Origin of the sequence: Tianweitania sp., assembly GCF_032053605.1 — a bacterium.
Taxonomy (GTDB): domain Bacteria; phylum Pseudomonadota; class Alphaproteobacteria; order Rhizobiales; family Rhizobiaceae; genus Tianweitania.
Genome location: NZ_DAMBUH010000007.1, coordinates 1 through 16,943 on the forward strand (window position 1 = coordinate 1; position 16,943 = coordinate 16,943).

Annotated in this window: 14 protein-coding genes; 4 read left to right on the forward strand and 10 right to left on the reverse strand. The window is 59.8% G+C overall.

Annotation, left to right across the window (positions count from 1 at the left end):
• The 5 genes from RTX98_RS03210 to RTX98_RS03230 all read right to left on the reverse strand — a co-directional run.
• Window positions 1-637, reverse strand: a 637-nt coding sequence (locus tag RTX98_RS03210) for an AAA family ATPase (RefSeq protein ID WP_312794525.1), incomplete at its 3' end; no start/stop codon positions are given.
• Window positions 634-1,329, reverse strand: a complete 696-nt coding sequence (locus RTX98_RS03215) for an ABC-three component system middle component 1 (protein ID WP_312794526.1) — start codon at window positions 1,327-1,329, stop codon at window positions 634-636. The genes RTX98_RS03210 and RTX98_RS03215, both read right to left, overlap by 4 nt.
• Window positions 1,326-3,830, reverse strand: a complete 2,505-nt coding sequence (locus tag RTX98_RS03220) for an ABC-three component system protein (protein ID WP_312794528.1) — start codon at window positions 3,828-3,830, stop codon at window positions 1,326-1,328. The genes RTX98_RS03215 and RTX98_RS03220 overlap by 4 nt, the downstream gene beginning before the upstream one ends.
• An 846-nt stretch (window positions 3,831-4,676) precedes the next feature.
• Complete coding sequence (locus RTX98_RS03225; RefSeq protein WP_312794530.1) at window positions 4,677-5,417, reverse strand: hypothetical protein; 741 nt, start codon at window positions 5,415-5,417, stop codon at window positions 4,677-4,679.
• Window positions 5,414-8,605 (reverse strand): hypothetical protein, encoded by a 3,192-nt coding sequence (locus RTX98_RS03230; protein WP_312794532.1) that lies wholly within the window; start codon window positions 8,603-8,605, stop codon window positions 5,414-5,416. Before RTX98_RS03230 ends, RTX98_RS03225 begins: the two co-directional genes overlap by 4 nt.
• Window positions 8,606-9,023: 418 nt before the next feature.
• On the opposite strand from RTX98_RS03230, the gene RTX98_RS03235 reads away from it, so the two are divergent.
• Complete coding sequence (locus RTX98_RS03235) at window positions 9,024-9,542, forward strand: hypothetical protein (RefSeq protein ID WP_312794534.1); 519 nt, start codon at window positions 9,024-9,026, stop codon at window positions 9,540-9,542.
• Between the two features lie 192 nt (window positions 9,543-9,734).
• Window positions 9,735-10,223: a hypothetical protein gene (locus RTX98_RS03240; protein ID WP_312794536.1), complete on the forward strand. Its 489-nt coding sequence runs from the start codon at window positions 9,735-9,737 to the stop codon at window positions 10,221-10,223.
• 263 nt (window positions 10,224-10,486) lie between these two features.
• Here the strand turns inward: RTX98_RS03240 and RTX98_RS03245 are convergent, their stop codons facing one another.
• From RTX98_RS03245 to RTX98_RS03260, 4 genes are all read right to left on the reverse strand, one after another.
• A complete protein-coding gene (locus RTX98_RS03245) occupies window positions 10,487-10,921 on the reverse strand; it encodes a LexA family protein (protein WP_312794538.1) in 435 nt (144 codons plus the stop codon).
• 67 nt (window positions 10,922-10,988) lie between these two features.
• Window positions 10,989-11,945 carry a toll/interleukin-1 receptor domain-containing protein gene (locus RTX98_RS03250; protein WP_312794540.1) on the reverse strand — a complete coding sequence of 319 codons (957 nt, stop codon included), beginning with the start codon at window positions 11,943-11,945 and terminating at the stop codon, window positions 10,989-10,991.
• A gap of 278 nt (window positions 11,946-12,223) precedes the next feature.
• Entirely contained in the window at window positions 12,224-12,445 is a 222-nt protein-coding gene (locus RTX98_RS03255) for a conjugal transfer protein TraD (RefSeq protein ID WP_312794542.1), read from the reverse strand.
• A 1-nt stretch (window position 12,446) separates the two neighbouring features.
• Window positions 12,447-12,773 (reverse strand): conjugal transfer protein TraD, encoded by a 327-nt coding sequence (locus RTX98_RS03260; protein ID WP_312794628.1) that lies wholly within the window; start codon window positions 12,771-12,773, stop codon window positions 12,447-12,449.
• Window positions 12,774-12,946: 173 nt separating this feature from the next.
• Here RTX98_RS03260 and traA point away from each other — a divergent pair, with 173 nt between their 5' ends.
• Window positions 12,947-15,997, forward strand: coding sequence for a Ti-type conjugative transfer relaxase TraA (traA, locus tag RTX98_RS03265; RefSeq protein WP_312794630.1), 3,051 nt, complete (start codon window positions 12,947-12,949; stop codon window positions 15,995-15,997).
• Between the two features lie 134 nt (window positions 15,998-16,131).
• The gene (locus tag RTX98_RS03270; protein WP_312794544.1) at window positions 16,132-16,347 is read left to right on the forward strand and encodes an AlpA family transcriptional regulator; all 216 of its coding nucleotides are present in this window, start codon (window positions 16,132-16,134) and stop codon (window positions 16,345-16,347) included.
• A 71-nt stretch (window positions 16,348-16,418) separates the two neighbouring features.
• On the opposite strand, the gene RTX98_RS03275 is transcribed toward RTX98_RS03270, so the two are convergent.
• Entirely contained in the window at window positions 16,419-16,892 is a 474-nt protein-coding gene (locus tag RTX98_RS03275) for an Lrp/AsnC family transcriptional regulator (RefSeq protein WP_312794546.1), read from the reverse strand.
• Between the last annotated feature and the right edge of the window lie 51 nt (window positions 16,893-16,943).

Consider the following 16,943-nt stretch of genomic DNA (forward strand, 5'->3'; position numbering starts at 1 on the left):
GGAGCCGCTCAAGGCGGACCATCCATCCTTGCCAGTCCGCGATCTGCCGATCGAGCGTGGCGACGACACCTTGTTCGACGTCCAGCCGGCGCGTGAATGCAGCGATGGTCGATCGCCCGCGCAGGCCCGCGCGAATACGCTCGAGCCGATCAATGCCGCTCGGCCCCTTGAGCGCCTGCCACTGGTCCTGCGGGTCGCGGCTGGTGAACCGCTGCTGCGCTGCCTGGCCGAGGAAATGAGTGAGGGCGAGATAGGTCCCAAGATCGCTGATCGTGCGGCGGTCGGGCCGCGAAAGTTGCGCGACGATGTCCACCATCGCCGTACCGCCGGTTGCGCTGCGCTCGACAGCATCGCCGTCCGAGAAAGTCAGCGCCACGCTATGCGACCCCGGCTCAGCCCCCCGGCGCGTAAGGTAATCCTTCTCGACGAGCTTCCTGCGGCCCTTGTTGATATAGGGTTCGAACCGGCGGATCTTGTTGGTCAGTCCCCATTCGATCGCATCGAAGAAGCTGCTTTTTCCCAAGCCGTTAGTGCCGGTGAGCAGAACAAGACCGGGCGCCGCCGGAATGTCGATCGCAAAGTCGCCGAAGGTCCGGAAATCTTGGATAGCGATGCTGGAGAGGAAGATCTCGCTCATGCCTGACCCCTCCGACTCCAGGATTTGACCAACGCCGCGACAATCTCATCCGGCGTCTTCTTTTCGTCGAGGGCGATCCGCTCCCATTCGTCCGCCGTCGTCCGCGGTAAACCCGGCGCAGTCGCTCCGGTGCCGCTCAGCTCATCGAGCGCCACATCCTCGAACTGGCCTTCGGCATGGACCCATGGCCGGGCGAGGAAGGTTCGCTTGAGAAAGTCAGCGAAACTCTGTTCGTCATTTAACGGGTCTTCGGGGCGTAGCCACGCCAGCTTGCGAGCGACACGGTCATCGCGCTCGACCATCAACGCCATTGCACGCCAGGCTTCTTGCCGTTCGCTTGCGCGTGGTCCCAATAGCATCAACTGCAAGTCCAGCGTCTCGTTGGTGCCGAGGAACGAGCGCGCGACGACGCACTGGTTGCGGCAGCGCCGCAGCGTCTCGATCACCGCTTCCATGGTGGCAACGTCGGGGAGGATGCCAAGCACGATATTGAAGCGATCGATCCGGATCGCATGACTCTCCGCCGGCAGATCGGTCGGACTGAGCGTCGTCGACGTGGTCGATCCGCCGTTGAAGGTCGCGCTCGCCAGTTCGGGCCGATCCTCAACCTTGAGTCCGAGCTTTAGCGCCGCGCGGCGCAGCCGGTCAGCGAAATCAGCCAGTCCGGGTGACAGAGTCGCACTATCCGTCATGCCGCGCCTTTCATGATCGTCTTTTCGAGCGCCTCAAAGTGCCGCGTCTCCGCCGTCGCTAGCAGGGCGCGTAGCTCGGCCAAGCCCGCCGCCGCCGCGTCGATGAAATCGCGGCTGATCGACATGATCACCGGACCAGAGCCATCCGTATCGCTGAGCCCCGGCTGGTCGGTGTCGATCTGCGCGAACGGCCGCTCGGCGATTCGGCTGACCTCAATAGCGCTCTTGACTACGAGGATGACGAACTGAGTCTGCCACATGAACGACGCGGCACACAAAGACATCTCGTCACCGTTGATCATATCGGCCGCGCAGCCGTGGCCGGCCCATTCGCTGTCGCCATCGCGCAGGCGAACCAGATTGCCCGGTCTAGCACTTTTCGGGGATGTCGCGTCCCAAGCCGCAGCGATGGCGAGCGCGACCGCGGTGCCGCGTAGAATTGCAGGCCATTTGCTCGGGCCAACAAGAATTTGCGCTGCGTCGGGATGATCGTCCTCATCGACCGCACAAATCATCAAGCGCAGGAAATGATTTAGCAGTGCCGGGTCGTCGGTGAACGACGCATGCCAAACCGCCCATGTCGTGGCCATCGCCGCCCGAAGATCCTGCGCGATCTTTACATTGATTGGGCGGCCCGGATCGGCATTGCTGGCGAAGAACGGTTGGAGGTGCGCGTCCAGCCGCTCAAGAAGCCAGCTGTCGAGCGACCGGTGGATCCGACGCGCAAGAATATCGGGCGGCAGTGAAACCGGGTCCTGGGCAGCGCCTCCGGGATTGCCGGCAATGATCTCCGGCATCGCCATGCCTTCGGCGTGTGGCGAATCCAGGCTGAGTTCTCGGACAAGCTGGCTCCACAGGCCGGGCGCGGCGTGGAGCCGGCAATTGCTGCTATGGCAGGCGACCCGCAGCACCGCACCCGCAACGGCACCAAGCGCCTCGGGACCATCCGGCAATATGATCTCGAAGGGATGTTGCTCGCTCCACGAACGGATGAGCTGGTCTGCCGCTATCGCGCCAGACCAGCGAATGTTGGTGCCTTCGCGCAACAGTTGCACCGATATGGGAAGCTGGTTGGCCGCCAGTCGCTGCAGTCGCGGCGCAAGGATATTCGCACTGCGCGCCGCCTCCTTGAACAGAGAACGTGCCAGTGCTGACAATTTCGGGACAAGCGTTGCCTCGCCGTATCGGGCGAGCCATTCTTTGTGCGTCACATCAAAGCTGTCCAGGTGTGGGGCAAAGGGTGCCCGCACCACATCGCGCTGGGGACCGCGCCGGACGATCACCGCATCCGCCGCAACCGCCTCCCCGGCGCAGTCGAGCCAAAAGGTGGCGACGACCGGTGCCGGATTCGGCGCGTTAATCCGGGCTACGACATTGCAATGCAAGTGCCGGAACGAGCGCTGGGCGTCGCCCGCGCAAGCCTTGATAGTGAGATAGGCCGCGAGCCGGTTGAGCGTTGCCGTTGAGACGTCGAACAGTTCAGCATGCTGAGTCTGAAACGTGAGCTGCACGCCGGGACGGAGTTGCTGCGCGACCGCAGCGACCAGACCGATGTCGGTGAGGGACTGTAGAAGCTCGGCATCATAGGCCGCCATGAAATCAAAGCGGGCGCCATTGGCGTCCTCGACGCGGGCGCGCACATCGATTTCTGCAAGGATCGGCTTCAACGCCGCGATGCCGGGATGTTCGGAGATCAGTCGGATCATGCCGGCATGATCGAAATCGCGGGCTCCGGCGGCTACGAAATCGATCAGTCCACCATCGCCCGCGCCGCTGACGAAAAACCGAGGGGTCGGCCGACCTGCGAACTCGGCAACCGGAACGCCGGCATCGGTCCAATAGCTGGCGCTCTGTATAGCCGGCACCGGTTCGCCCGGTTCAAGCCCGAACCCGATGGCGAGAAACACCATGTGAAATTGTTCGCGCAGCCCGGCGCCTGGCGTTGGTGCCGGCGCATTAAGATCGGTGATGTCAAGCTGATACCCCTCAGCTGTCCGTGTCAGCGCGGTAACCTGATGGCGCAGCCGTCGCTCCAGGCGCGGCGCGAGCCTGATGACGATGTCCTCGAACCCAAGCAGAACATCGTCGCGAACGGCGCGACACGTTCCGGATTCCCAGTCAAGAATCGGCAGGTCGGCGATGGGATCGGTCGTGTAGTGCGCTGGCCAATCGTAGATATGCGGATCAAGCCGCCGACGATCGGTCGTCGACTGCAGGGGCAGAAGCGCATCGGCAGATTCGAACAAGACGACCTGCGACCCGGTGACCAGCGCGGCAGCCGCGGCTGCGGTGACGCCGGCCGCCCCACCGCCGACGACCGCGATCCTCGGATTGGCATTAAGGTAGCCAAGTTCCTTGAGCGCGTGGATTAACGATAGCGCCCTGACCTGCTGGGAATAGAAGGTGATGCGCCGGTCGAAGCTGCCGATGACAAACAGGTTCGGCCGGTCGCGAACAGCCGAGCCATCAAGGATGTCCTGGGCAAGCAAGGCATCAACCAACGACGCATACTCCCGCAATCGCTCGCGTTCGCCGTACCGGCACCAAAGCTGTAGGGTGATTTCTCGCACGCACGTTTGACAATCCGTTCCCCCTCCAGCCACGTCGCTGCGACGGCCTGCATATTAGCTTATGGGAAGAAATCGAGGGTGCCGCAAGATTCTGATAGGTCTTGCGAAATAGCTTCTAGCTGGACTCGCTGCCCGCCGCTCAACTTCATTGATTCGCCCCCGAGCAGCGTCCCGATCTACGCCGTAACAGGCGGTGACGGCGGCAGCCCATGGTGCTGATTGTGTCACACAATGAGCGTCTGGAGTTGCGATTATAGATCTTGAGGCTTCCATAGCGAGCCAAACGAAAATCCGCTTTTCACATCTGACGACAATGGGGCGACCGGCGATATAGTGGCCGCTTGCGTCACTAGACCACTTGCGCATCCTAGAGGGCTATAGCGTACACATAGTTCCCATCATCACTGTTCACAGCCCGCCAAACATCGCCGATTGCCCTCTATAGTGCGACATTGCCGGCGATCACCGCACGCCCACCAATCGGCATGCAAAACCGCCGATTCTACACTACTGCCCTATATATTCTGACGATCGGCGACGGCAGCAGGCTACCGATCGCGACCATTCCATGTTTGGGCGCAAACTCCTAGCAGCTGCCAAACGAAGAGCAAAGGAACACTGGGCGCATCGCGTTCGAACGGGGAGGTCAGCCTTCTTCGCTGCGATCATGCAAAACGGACATGCAAATCGCAGAGGTGGCAGCCACGACTATTTACACCTGCTCGACAAGGTATTTTTGGAAAAGGCTGAGCCTACACGCTGAGCGGGCCAGCAGAATCACGCTCGTGACTTTAATGAAAGGTCGAGCACGACCACATCGATCAGACCTCGGATGTGTGGAGGAATTCTCTGCTCGATCATGTTCTTTAGTTCGGCCGGTGATTTTACTTCGTGCGTCTGACGACCTGCCAAGGATTCCCCTGGCCCAAACCATAGCACGAGGTAGATGCCCTGTTGCGCGGCATCGGGATGGCTGCTGTAGCGCTCGTGCAATTGCGCTGACGCCGCAGTGAAGAGTTCGCGATGCCATTGGCCTTTGACCTCGACAACGAGCAAGCGCCGCGATCCATCGATCATCGCAGCAGCCGTAATGTCGCATCGGTTTGAATCCACAAAATACTGCTCGATCACCACCAACAGATTGCGCGCACGCATCTGGGCATTGAGGTGGTCAACGATACGATCGCGGCAGCCGTTCTCATCAAGCCGCTTTCCTCGCGGATGAAACACGGAAAGCGGGTTGGTTTCCGCGTAACGAAGCCATGTCTGGTAGTCTGAAAAGTCCTGCACGAGGACGGCTCGAAGGTCCTCGACGCTCGCGATCCGATTGTGATTGAGCAACTCATTCACTGCGACAGCTGAGGGCGGTTCGAATGCCAGAAGCGCCTTCTTGCGCAGGGCGGCAGCCTTGAGGCTTTTCGCCTCTGCGTGAAAATCCACGAATCTTGTATCAGCAAGAATGCGATCGAGCGCGGCAATCGCGTTCTGCAGCTCGTCGCGGCTTATGGTGTAGATCACCTCCGTGAGAAAACGGTACGCTGTTTCTCCGTCCGGCGAGTGAGAACCCCAACTGCTTGGCAAGTACACTTTGGGCCAGGCATCGATGTAAATATCGAGGATGCCATATACCTTGTTTGCGGAGAGTGTTGGCCAACCGCGATGCTCGTCGCGTGACATTCGCCCAGCGTATTGCTCGATGGACAGGAGGACACTCGGGTCGCTCCTGAGATACGCCCAGATTGGTTCAGGTGGATCAGAGAGGAAAAAGAAGCCGCGAAGCAGCCAGAATGCGCTGGGTCCATGCCGGCCGCCGTTCTCTCACCAGCGTCCGACTGAACCTCTTCACATCGCGACGAAATGAGCGCGTTGAGGGCAGCCCGGTCGCCATGCTCGGCCGCGAGATTGAACAGCGTATCACGCGCATTGTAAGGCATGAACGGGAACCGCGTCAGCCATTCAAGCGGTAGATGCGCTCTTAAATTGCTGAATGCCGCCTTGTAGTTCAGCCAGCTAACGTCCGTGGCAGCTTCCGGCGAATGCAACAATTGCGGCTCGATGAAAGCACGCGCGAACGCCTCGGCGTCGGCATCGCTTGCGAGTATGAGGCGGTCGATCTCAGCCTCAAATTCCTCGCTCTCGTTCTCGCGGTAGCCCGGATAGCTGCCGACATCGGTTTTGACCGCTCTGAGAACATCGTGATCGATGTGCTCCAGCGTCCGCTCTCTGCGGAAGGTCGCCAGACATGCTGCATGCAGGACACGCGTCACCACCAGTCTATCTGCGCTGAGCTTTGCCAGGGTGGGTGTATGCGGGGTCAACAGCGCAAACGCGTTGCACAGCGCGATGTCGGCTGTTGCGACGTCATCCAGAAACTCTGTGAGCTTTTCCGGTTCGAGCAGGTAGTATTGGGCGATGTCACGAACCGCGCCCCAATGCTGCCCGGCTTCGATGCGCGCTCTGTTTTCGCGGAAGAAGGTGGCCCTGTTTTCTTTTTCGGCGCTTTCCCGAAGTTGCCAGCGGCGCTGCCGGCGGGACCATCGTTCTTGCTGTTCTGAGCGGAGCTTGCGTGACCCTCTCTCAAGCTCTCCCCAGATTCTTGAGAATCGCGGATCGCTGCGTGCGTGTTTACGCAGATGAGCCCTTAGCGGATCAGGCCCCTTGTTTTCCGACCAGACATTATGACTTGCGTAAAATCCCGCCCAGAGAGCCAGATTTCCGGTCGAAAATGCTTCCGATGTAATTGCTACCAAGTCCTCCGATTTCATCCGCAGTCCGGCATGGCCATCGCTGCTCCAAAAGCGCGTACCCGCCTTCCAGACTGCCTGTTTGTCGGGGAGTTCGGCCATCGCAATAAGGTAGATGGCGCGTCGCGACCCGTCCTCCTCCTGAAGGCGCTTTATGGCGCTGCTACTCTCGGGTGATCGACGATCGGGAAAGATGAGGTGCTGTGTCCAGCGCCAGACACGCTGCGGATCGTAGGGGCCATCTGCCAGTTCGAAATAACGATCGAGCAGCGATCCGACTATCTTGCTCGGGCCAGGCCGGCACTCGCACTCGTAGGATCGTGACTTGCCGCATGTGCATTGGAGATCGCTCGTCAGGTCATCGAGCAGCGCGATTGTGGTCGTCAGATCAAACCCGGCTATCATCTGCTTCGTATGATAGCGAAGGTTGAACCGGGACTCGCTGTCTTCGTGCGCCCGCTTGGATGTCCTTTTCCCGACCCCTCTCAGGAGGGCGATGATCGCCGACAGTTCAATCGATTTCCGGAGTATTTCGACGCTTTCGACAGCAATCCGCAGCGAGGCGGAGTCACTTTTTTTAACCAGCGAATTGGTGAGCGAAGTGTGGTTATAGGATGCAAAACCGACCAGGATGCGCTGCGCGCGGATGCGGGCATATACGTCCATGCTGGCATCAAGAACGATATCGCGAAGGGTGTCAGCCAATTGCGATGCAATCGGCGATCCGTCCAGCAGCTCCAGAAGGAGGTTGCGAAGATCCGATGACGTTCCGCTCCCCGACAGCGCCGAGCGCACGTCTTCTACGATTTCCGGGGTGAGCAGTCCGGCCACGCTGAAGCGACGCCATGCGTCACTTCGCCGAAAATACGGGTCGACTTCGGACAGTTCCTGAAGCGACTTAAGCAAGAGGCGTTTGGATGAGGAGGAAAGCTGCGACGGGTCCCCATTGGCCAACACTGCATAGGGGTCGATCCGAATGCAGGCTTCCTGTGTCTGCGGGTTGCCGAGCGACGCCACCCAACCGAGGAGTCCGCGAAGTTCGTCACGCACGACGTTGTTGGGAGCAACGACTGACAAGACACGGCTGAGCATCAGATTGTCAGCATTGTCCTCCGTGCGGCGAACCAGATATCGGGCGGCGCAGTATTCGGCGACGATCCGGTGCACCGGCTCATGGTTGGTCAGTTCGTTTGTGGGTTTGAAGAGGCGCGTATTGAGTGCGATACCCACAGTGCCTGCATCTGCCGTGCTGAGCGAAAACAGGTATGGAAAATCTCGATCGCCGCTGTCTGCAACGGAAAGCCCGCTGGCTCCAGCCAGCATCGTCTTCGCAAACAACTCCTCGGCGATGACGACGATGCTCTCGATGGGCGGGCGGTTTCTTTGCCATTCAGACGAGATGGACTCAGATGCGAGCTTCTCGATGGCGTCAACAAAGATTTGCCGTTTCGAGATGAGCTGTCTTCCGCGCCTGACATAGGCGTCTGCGAACAGCTTCAGGAACTGCGGGTTGCCCAAGAGCGGCGACAAGTCGAACCGCTCGACCTCCTCACTAAATCGCGCGAACTCCTCTCCGGGAACATGCTGCTCGAAAAGTGCTCTTTGCTCTTCTCGTGTGAAGGGCTGTAGTCGGATAACGGCAGCGTCTATCCCGAAGGCTTCCTTGAGCAGGTGCGTGCGCGGCGTATCCCATTCGCTCGACCGCGAGGCCATGACAACGCGGCTGGCACCTGTCGCGCGGGCTTTCTCGATTACCTGATCTATGGCCGATTGATCGATCTTTGCGAGTTCGTCAAGGGCATCGATGACGAGCGCGTGGACTCCCGACGGAATTTCGCGGTGCCGGAACAAACTCGCCCGGATTGGCGCGGTGCCCGTTCGGGCTCCGAGGCTGCGGAGAAGTTCGGATTTCCCGGCGCCGGGCTCGGCCAAGACAAGGACGATTTCGTATTTCGACAGCAAGTCCTCCTCAGTGACAATCGTGTCACCGAGTTGTAGACCGCGTTGTACGTAGTGTTCCCGCATGGCGTGAAGCATAAATTCGGCAACGGGGAGTCTCTACAGGCAACTGAGACTTTCCCGTGCATTTTTCTGATCGCATGGCTTCACGTCACCAATGGTGCCCTGGCTGCATTCCCATTAAGGGTCATCACAAGTCAGCGTAGATAAACATTAAAGGAGCTCGACGCTCACGGAAGGCGTCCAAACCCCCGCTCCGGATGTTAGCCAATCTCGCGGCAACGCCTGGGTCTATGATGAAGGTGGAACAGCGTGGATCGCTGCAACCCACACGGCCTGATCGTCTTACCGCGCAGACCACCAACAAAGGTGCGACGCAGCTTATCGACGAGTTTTAAGGCCTTCCTGATTTTTGCTTTCGTTGGTACGTTCCGCAAGTGATGCAGCGAAGGTATCCGGCGTATTATTTCCCTTCGCGTGTGCGCCATATACCGTTGTTGAGCGAGGCAATCCTATATTCGAAGGCGGTCTGGAACGCAGGCAGGGAGCTTTCTTCCTGAAACGGCGTCTGAAAGGCCGGTCGCTGGAATATCACGGCAATCTGCGCCAAGGCTTCATCGTCGGTCAGGCCGGGAAAATCGTTCGCAAAATGGCGGAGTTCATCAGGACGGTCCGGAAACCGTTCGCCGTCGCAGAAGCGTCGCAGGAGATCGTCTCCGATCAAACGGAGATGTTCTTCAAATCGACTCCGGACCATATCGTCAGCGACGTTGTCCTCGCACTGACTGCAGCCTCTTTGACTGCATCGCGTCTTGTCGCAGAGACAGCGCCACCCACAACGAACTTGAACGTCTTGAGTTTGTTCGAGGACGCTGCGATGGCGCGCGTCATGTCCTCTTCTGCCTTCTTTTTCGTCAGCGTTTTACGACTGACACATTGAATGACGCTGGATCAAAACCCATCATTTTCGAGCGGTTCTTGTCACACAATGTCGCGTCCGCCGTCGCTGTCGGTCTGCCCATACCAGGCAAGGTCAGACCAGCCCGCGCGAACATGGTAGGCAGGCACAAGCCGCTCAAACTCGGAGCCACCGATGTCTTCGAAATGGATACGTTGAACAAGGCGAGAGGGCATGGATTTAAATGACAAGCGCTGGTCTCTGCTACAGGGTGGATACCGCGCTCCTTATGACGCAAGCGCTGCGCTGCAAAGATTAGCAAGTGGCGACATGACAGCTTGGGAAGAGCTCTGGGAGGAACTCCATCATCAAAGCGATGTCGGTGAAGCGTCGTATGCCGCGTTGCCTGAGATCGTGCGATTGCACAAAGTAAGTAGCAAAGGCGAATGGAATACCTACGCACTGGCCGCGACGATCGAAAGATCGCGTCTCAATGGCCGCAATCCACCGCTTCCTGACTGGCTGAAACGGGACTACGATGCCGCTTGGGCGGAATTGCAGAAGCTCGCTCTCCAAGAGTTGCCCCAGGCTGCCAACGATGCGTTGGCCGACAGCATCATAGCCGTACTTGCGCTTACAAAGGGACGGCGCACCCTCGCGGGTTTGGTGATGCTGACCGAAGACGAAAGGCAGGAAATCGTCAGCACGTACGGTGTTCTGTGATCGATCTTCGATGGCCGCTTTCCACTTATTCCGGTCCATCAGCAGGGTGCCAAAGCAAGGCACAGCTTGACAGCGCGCGCCCGATTATAGAAGCCGTCGTTGTTCGACAGCACAATCACCGGCTGATGCGCGAGTTTCGGCTGGAACGCCCGTTCACAGCTACAGTAACAGCTGTTGCTATCGATCCGCGCGTAGACGCGGCCTGGACCCGGGTTTTGTGCAGGGTCCATGTGGCCGCTCCCCAGACCTCCACCTGCGCCATGTCACCATCGGGAACGCCGGCATGTCGCGGTTGGCGAAGGCCAGCCGCAGGGGTCGGCCGTTGCGGTACAGCTTGAGGCTGGTTTTGCCGTTGATGACGGCCACCACCACGTACCGTACCACGGTGCCACGCTGCGGTCGACCACCACCACGTCCCCGTCGAAGATGCCGGCGTCGCGCATGGAGTGCCCGGACACGCGCCACAGGAACGTCGCCGGTCGGTTCCGGACCAGGATGCGGGTGAGATCGAGCTCGCCGTCGAGGAAATGTCGGCGGGGCTCGAGGACCCCGCGCAGATCCGCATACCCATCATGGGCAGGCGATCGGCCAGGCTGAGGGTGTACCCAGGTAGGCAAGCGTAGAAGTAAGGATGCGAATATGTGGAGCATAACAGGAACAATTTCCCGTCGGCAAATGATTTTGTGTGCGCCTTTCATGGGCGGGCCGGCCAGTCCTGATAACAGGCATCGACAGGATCAGCCTGGATGCTCCTGCAGGTGATCCCTATTCATATTGAAGTGGCGAGATAAGCATGTCCCATAGGAGCTCGGCGCCCCCTTCATACGTCATCTTCTGATCCCGGCCGCCGGTTCGTACGATACTCATTCCCATGCTCCGCAGGAAAAGGCCCTGCTCGTCACTGTCGACACGCAGCTGCTCGTTGAAACCGTTCCGCTCGGATTGCGAGTAGGAAATCCCCTTCCCCATCTCCTCACCGAGGGTCACCCAGCACCGTGATACCTCCTTGCCGTGGCGGTAGATCTTCGCCGAGAAGCGGTTGCCGCTGATCTGGCGGAACGACGTGTCGACATCGGTATGGCGCATCTTCAGTTCTTCAAGGGAATTGTCGAAGAAGCGCTCGATGTAGGCGTAGGCCTCCTCGAGGAACTGGTCACGATCACGGTCCGAAAACCGCTTGCTGACAGCCAGATTGCTCGACCTCGGACCTGCCCCGCGCACGGGCATGGCTGAAGGCGGCACGTTCCGCTGCACGTTTCGGAAGGGATCGGCCTGAGGAGCGCTACCTTTGGCTTCAAGCGCCTTGCGAATGGCAACCGTCACAACCTGGAAGGCTTCATCCAGATCGGCCCAGGCCCGTATGGGTTTGCCATCCGTCGGCGTTGCCAGGAGTTTGCCGAAGGGCGCCGCGTGCCAGTCGCAATGCCGCAGGATCACGGGAATGACCACCGCTTCACCCGCACGGTGGCGCTCCAGCGCACGCGCCAGTTCAACATCGTAACAGTAGTCAGATGCCAGGAAGTCCGGACTTACCAGCAGGAGTATAACGTCCGCCGCCTCCAGATTGTCACTGATGGCGCGATCCAGTTCATCTCCCACGATGATGCGGCGATCATGCCAGGTTTCGATCAGCCCCTGCCGCTGGAGCATCTTGAGAGAGACTTCAAGACGATCCCTCAGTTCCTCATCCTTGTGCGTGTACGAGAAAAAGACTTTCGCCATTGGTCCTCTTTGCTCCGACTTGGGAACCCTTGCCGCTCGTGCGCGAGCTTCCCCGGATTGGCATTACCGTATTCCTCGATGACATAGCGCCCTATCTTGGCGCTTCGATAGGGCGACAAGGGGGGTCGCCGTTAGCGGAGCTAAACGGAAGCGCTATAATAGGTTTTGAGAAGCGCTTTGCCAAAGTTGCCCGCACTTGGCAGACGTTGCGAAAGTCTAAACCATGCATTCGATAGCGCTAGGCTTTGTTACTCCCATAATTCGCGTATTTTCCTGATTCAACTCCCTTCTCCAAGCGCCTGCTTTCCATTCTCACTCCACAGCGTCCGCGCATGCTCCGCGTGGTCGCTCCGCAGCTTCCCCGCCATCCAGAGCAGCCCTCCATAGATCACGGCACGATCATCGCCGGTCAGCTCTACAACGCCCGCTTTGATGACGAGCCCGCCGAGCTCGATCAGATACCGCGTCCGCTTGCGGCGCTCCACTTGCCAGCTACGCATGTCATGCCTCGCCTGTGCTGCCTGATGACGGTTGCGTGCTGCCTTGTTGCGACGGATCGCTGTTGATGTCGCGCTGAGGTGCTGGCGCATTTCGCCGCGACCTAGCTTGAAAGAACGCGGCGCCGCGCCTAGCCCACGCCTCCCGTTTCGTTGCGTCCTTTGTTTCCGCCAGCACGATCAACGCACCAGCAAGTTCCTCAGCACTGAAGGCATCTGCTCCCGTCGCAATCACCAGCTCACCAAGTTGCTGAACCTTGCGGGTCTTCAGCTCCTTGGCCTTGTCTTCCAGCGCCTTCAGCTCGGCGTCAAAGTCTCGCGGTTTGCGCATCGTCGGCTCCATTCGTTGTCGATGCACTGATGCTAGTTCAGTCTGTTCTGGAAGGCTTCCCTGTTGCCGGGACCGGCTGTGACGGCTTGATCCCGCCCGAGATTTTAATCGAGGAGGGCGCGCTTATACGTCGTTCCGACGTCGCTTTTCCCGTGCTGATGATCGTCCCTGCCATGGCGATCTATCACCTCCACGTCAAAGTCATCGGCCGCAAGGCTGGCTCGAGTGCGGTGGCGTCTTCTGCCTATCGATCAGCCTCCCGGCTGCGTGACGATCGCATCGATCGTGTGCAGGATTTTTCCGCAAAGCGCGGCGTCGTTCATTCCGAGGTGCTGCTGCCGGATGGTGCGCCGGATCGCTGGTCCGATCGCGAGCAGCTGTGGAACGATGTCGAAGCCTGTGAAGTTCGTCGCGATGCCCAGCTTGCCCGCGAGGTCGAGTTTGCCATCCCACGTGAGCTGAACCAGGCACAAGGCACTGAGCTTGCCCGCTCCTTTGCGCAAACGGAGTTCGTCGATCACGGCATGGTTGCCGATCTCAACGTGCATTGGGACTTTGCCGAAGACGGCAGCCCCAAGCCGCATGCCCATGTCATGCTCACCATGCGCCAGATTGAGGTCAACGGCGATGAGATTGGCTTCGGCGCAAAGGTGCGGGATTGGAACCGCACCGAGCTTGTTGAGCGCTGGCGGCGACGCTGGGCCGAGCATGTCAATGAACGGCTAGCCGAGCTCGACATCGACACGCGGATTGATCACCGCAGCCTGGAGCAACAGGGCATTGATCTAGAGCCGCAAAGCCAGATCGGCGCACCGGCACAGCGCATCGAACAACAGGAACTGGCCGTCGACGTGAGCGAAGCCGATCGCGCTGCTTTGCATCGTGAGATCGCGCGCGGCAATGGCGAGCGCATCATCGCCGATCCTCAGCTGGCATTAAACGCCATCACCAATCAGCAATCGACCTTCACGCAGCGCGACCTGGCGCGCTTTGTTCATCGCCACAGCGACGGCATGGAGCAGTTCAACACCGTCATGGTCGCGGTTCGTGGCGCACCGGATGTCGTTCAGCTCGGCACCGACACACGCGGCGAAAAGCGCTTCACCACGCGGCAGATGATCGAGACCGAACAGCGCCTGCATCGCGCTGCCGATCTGATGGCGCAGCGTGAACGGCATAAGGTCGGAGATAGCTACAGGAAAGCCGCGCTGGCTCACGCCGAACAACGCGGCTTGGTTCTATCCGGTGAGCAGTCTGACGCCTTGGTGCACATCACGGAAGGGCGTGGTCTCGGCATCATTGTTGGTCATCCCGGCACGGGTAAAAGCGCCATGCTTGGCGTTGCAGGCGAAGCCTGGGAAGCCGCCGGCTACCAAGTCCGCGGTGCTGCCTTGTCTGGCATTGCAGCCGAGAACCTTGAAGGCGGATCCGGCATTGCGTCACGTACCGTTGCCAGCCTTGAACACAGCTGGAGCCAAGGTCGTGATCAGCTCACCCGCCGCGATGTTCTGATCATCGACGAAGCCGGCATGGTGGGTACACGGCAGCTTGAGCGCGTGCTGTCCCATGCAGCTGATGCCGGCGCCAAGGTTGTGCTGGTGGGTGATCCACAACAGCTGCAAGCCATCGAAGCCGGCGCTGCCTTTCGCTCGCTTCACGAGCGTCACGGCGGCGCAGAGATCGGTGAAGTCAGGCGCCAGCGTGATGACTGGCAGCGTGAGGCAACGCGCGATCTGGCAACAAGCAGAACCGGCGACGCGATCCGCAGCTATGACCGCCATGGCATGGTGCATGCGGCGCCAACACGTGAGCAGGCACGCGCGGATCTGATCGAGCGCTGGGATCGTGATCGGCAAGCGTCACCGGATCAAAGCCGCATTATCCTGACCCACACCAATGCGGAAGTCCGTTCGCTCAACGAAGCGGCGCGTGAGCGCATGCGCGATGCAGGTGGTCTTGGGGAGGATCTAAGCCTGACAGTGGAGCGGGGCGCTCGCAGCTTCGCGAGCGGCGACCGCGTCATGTTCCTGCAGAACGAGCGCAGCCTTGGCGTGAAGAACGGCACGCTCGGTACCGTGGGACATGTCACTACACAAACCATGCAGGTGCACATCGATGATGGTCGATCGGTCCGCTTTGACCTGAAGGACTACAACCGCATTGATCATGGCTATGCCGCCACCATCCACAAGGCGCAGGGCCTGACGGTGGACCGTACCTATGTGCTGGCGACACCAGGCTTGGATGCTCATGGCAGCTACGTGGCGCTGTCACGTCACCGCGAGAGCATGGCACTGCATTATGGCGGCGATGACTTCGCCGACGAGAAGCAACTGATCCGCACCCTATCGCGCGAGCGCGCCAAGGACATGGCGTCCGACTACGACCAGCGAGACCCGGCACAAGACTATGCCGAACGACGCGGCATCACCTTCCGCGCCCGTGTGGCTGAGATCGTGCGCAAGATCGTGCCCGAGCATCTGCGCGACAGGGTCGATGCGATGCTGGGAAAGGGGCGGCAACCGGAAACAGGAGGGTCGAGCGATAAACCGGAGCGGCGACCGGAACGGGAGGAAAGAGGGGTTGAAGTCAGTCCAGGCGGACAGCAAACGACGAGGCCAGAAGGCGTGCGCGATCAAACGCCAGCGGAACCTCAGCCGATGCTCGACGAGGAGGCTCTTCAGCGCAGAGCGCGCACAAAGGCGCTGGTCCGGCATGCACGCGTCGTGGATGCAATCCTCAACAATGGGGATGCAGACGGTAAGATCACGCCTGAGCAAACGCGCCAGCTGACAGACGCAAGGAAGGCCTTCGACGACGTCCGCCCGCATGGCTGGCGCGATGCCGAAGCCGCTTACACCAAGGATCCGAGCCTGGTCAGCGAAGCGGCTTCAGGACGAACCGCACGTACCATCCGCGCCTTGCAGCTTGAGGCCGAGCTGCGCACTGATCCGCAGCGCCGCGCCGACCGCTTTGTGGAGCGCTGGCAGAAGCTCGAGCGAACAAGCCAGCACCACTACCAGGCTGGTGACATGTCGGCTTATCAATCCACGCGAGCAACCATGGGAGCCATGGCAAAAAGCCTCGAGCGTGACCCACAGCTGGAGTCCATCCTCGCCAGCCGCAGCAAAGAGCTCGGCATCACCATCGACTCAGGTCGCGGCCTTGGACAAGCGCTCGCGATCTCCCACGGCCTGGCACGCGGCAGAGGCATCGGGTTGTAGACCCAAACCATCCGATTTGCCGCCGATCCTGCGCCGGCATACTACGGCCCCAACAGCGAGCTTGTGCAGCCGCGGCGGCTTGTTCTGTCTGGCTCAGAAACCGTCAGGAAAGCTCAGCCAGAGGCACCGAAGCCATGCCAGCACCAGATCGCATCATCCGCATGAAGACCGTGCTCGCCCGCACCGGCCTATCGCGATCAACCATCTACCGCAAGATCGCTGAAGGGACCTTCCCAGGGCAGATGAAGATCAGCGCTAACGGCACAGGCTGGCACGAAAGCGAGGTGAACCGATGGATCGACGATCCGACTAAGTGGCGGCCACAGAGCGTGGTTGACGTGGATCTTTGAAAAACAGGACATCTAACTTTGCAGATACAGTCCAAAGTTGCGCAGTCTAATTCATGGAGCTGTTCAGTGCCTCAACGCTTGTCTTCGATCGGCAAAACGAAACCTGCCTTGACCCGGTCCATTACCACCATCGTCTTGAAGCCTTTGATGTCGTGGTTCTCATAGAAAAAGCGCCGGGTGAACGCTTCATAATCTTCCATGTCCCTCGCCGTGACCACGAGCATGAAGTCGGCATCCCCCGTCACGTAATAGCCGACCATCACTTCCTTTGTGGCTCGTATTGCTGCTTTGAAGCGATCGACGATGTCTGCCCGCTCGCGTTCAAGCGAAACAAGCACGATCATCGTGATTCCGCGCCCGACTGCCTTCGGCGAGATGATGGCGACGTCGGCTTCGATCACGCCTTCCTCGCGTAAGCGCTTCAACCGCCTTTGGCAGGCTGTCGGAGACAGGTTGGCGAGTTCGGCAAGCTCATCCGAAGTCAGCCGGTTGTTCTTCTGGACCGCTTCCAGCAAGGCACGGTCGGCGCGATCGAGGTTGGTCATGCAGTTTTCCTGCGTAATATCCGAGAATAAGCTTTTTTCCTGCGCAAATTT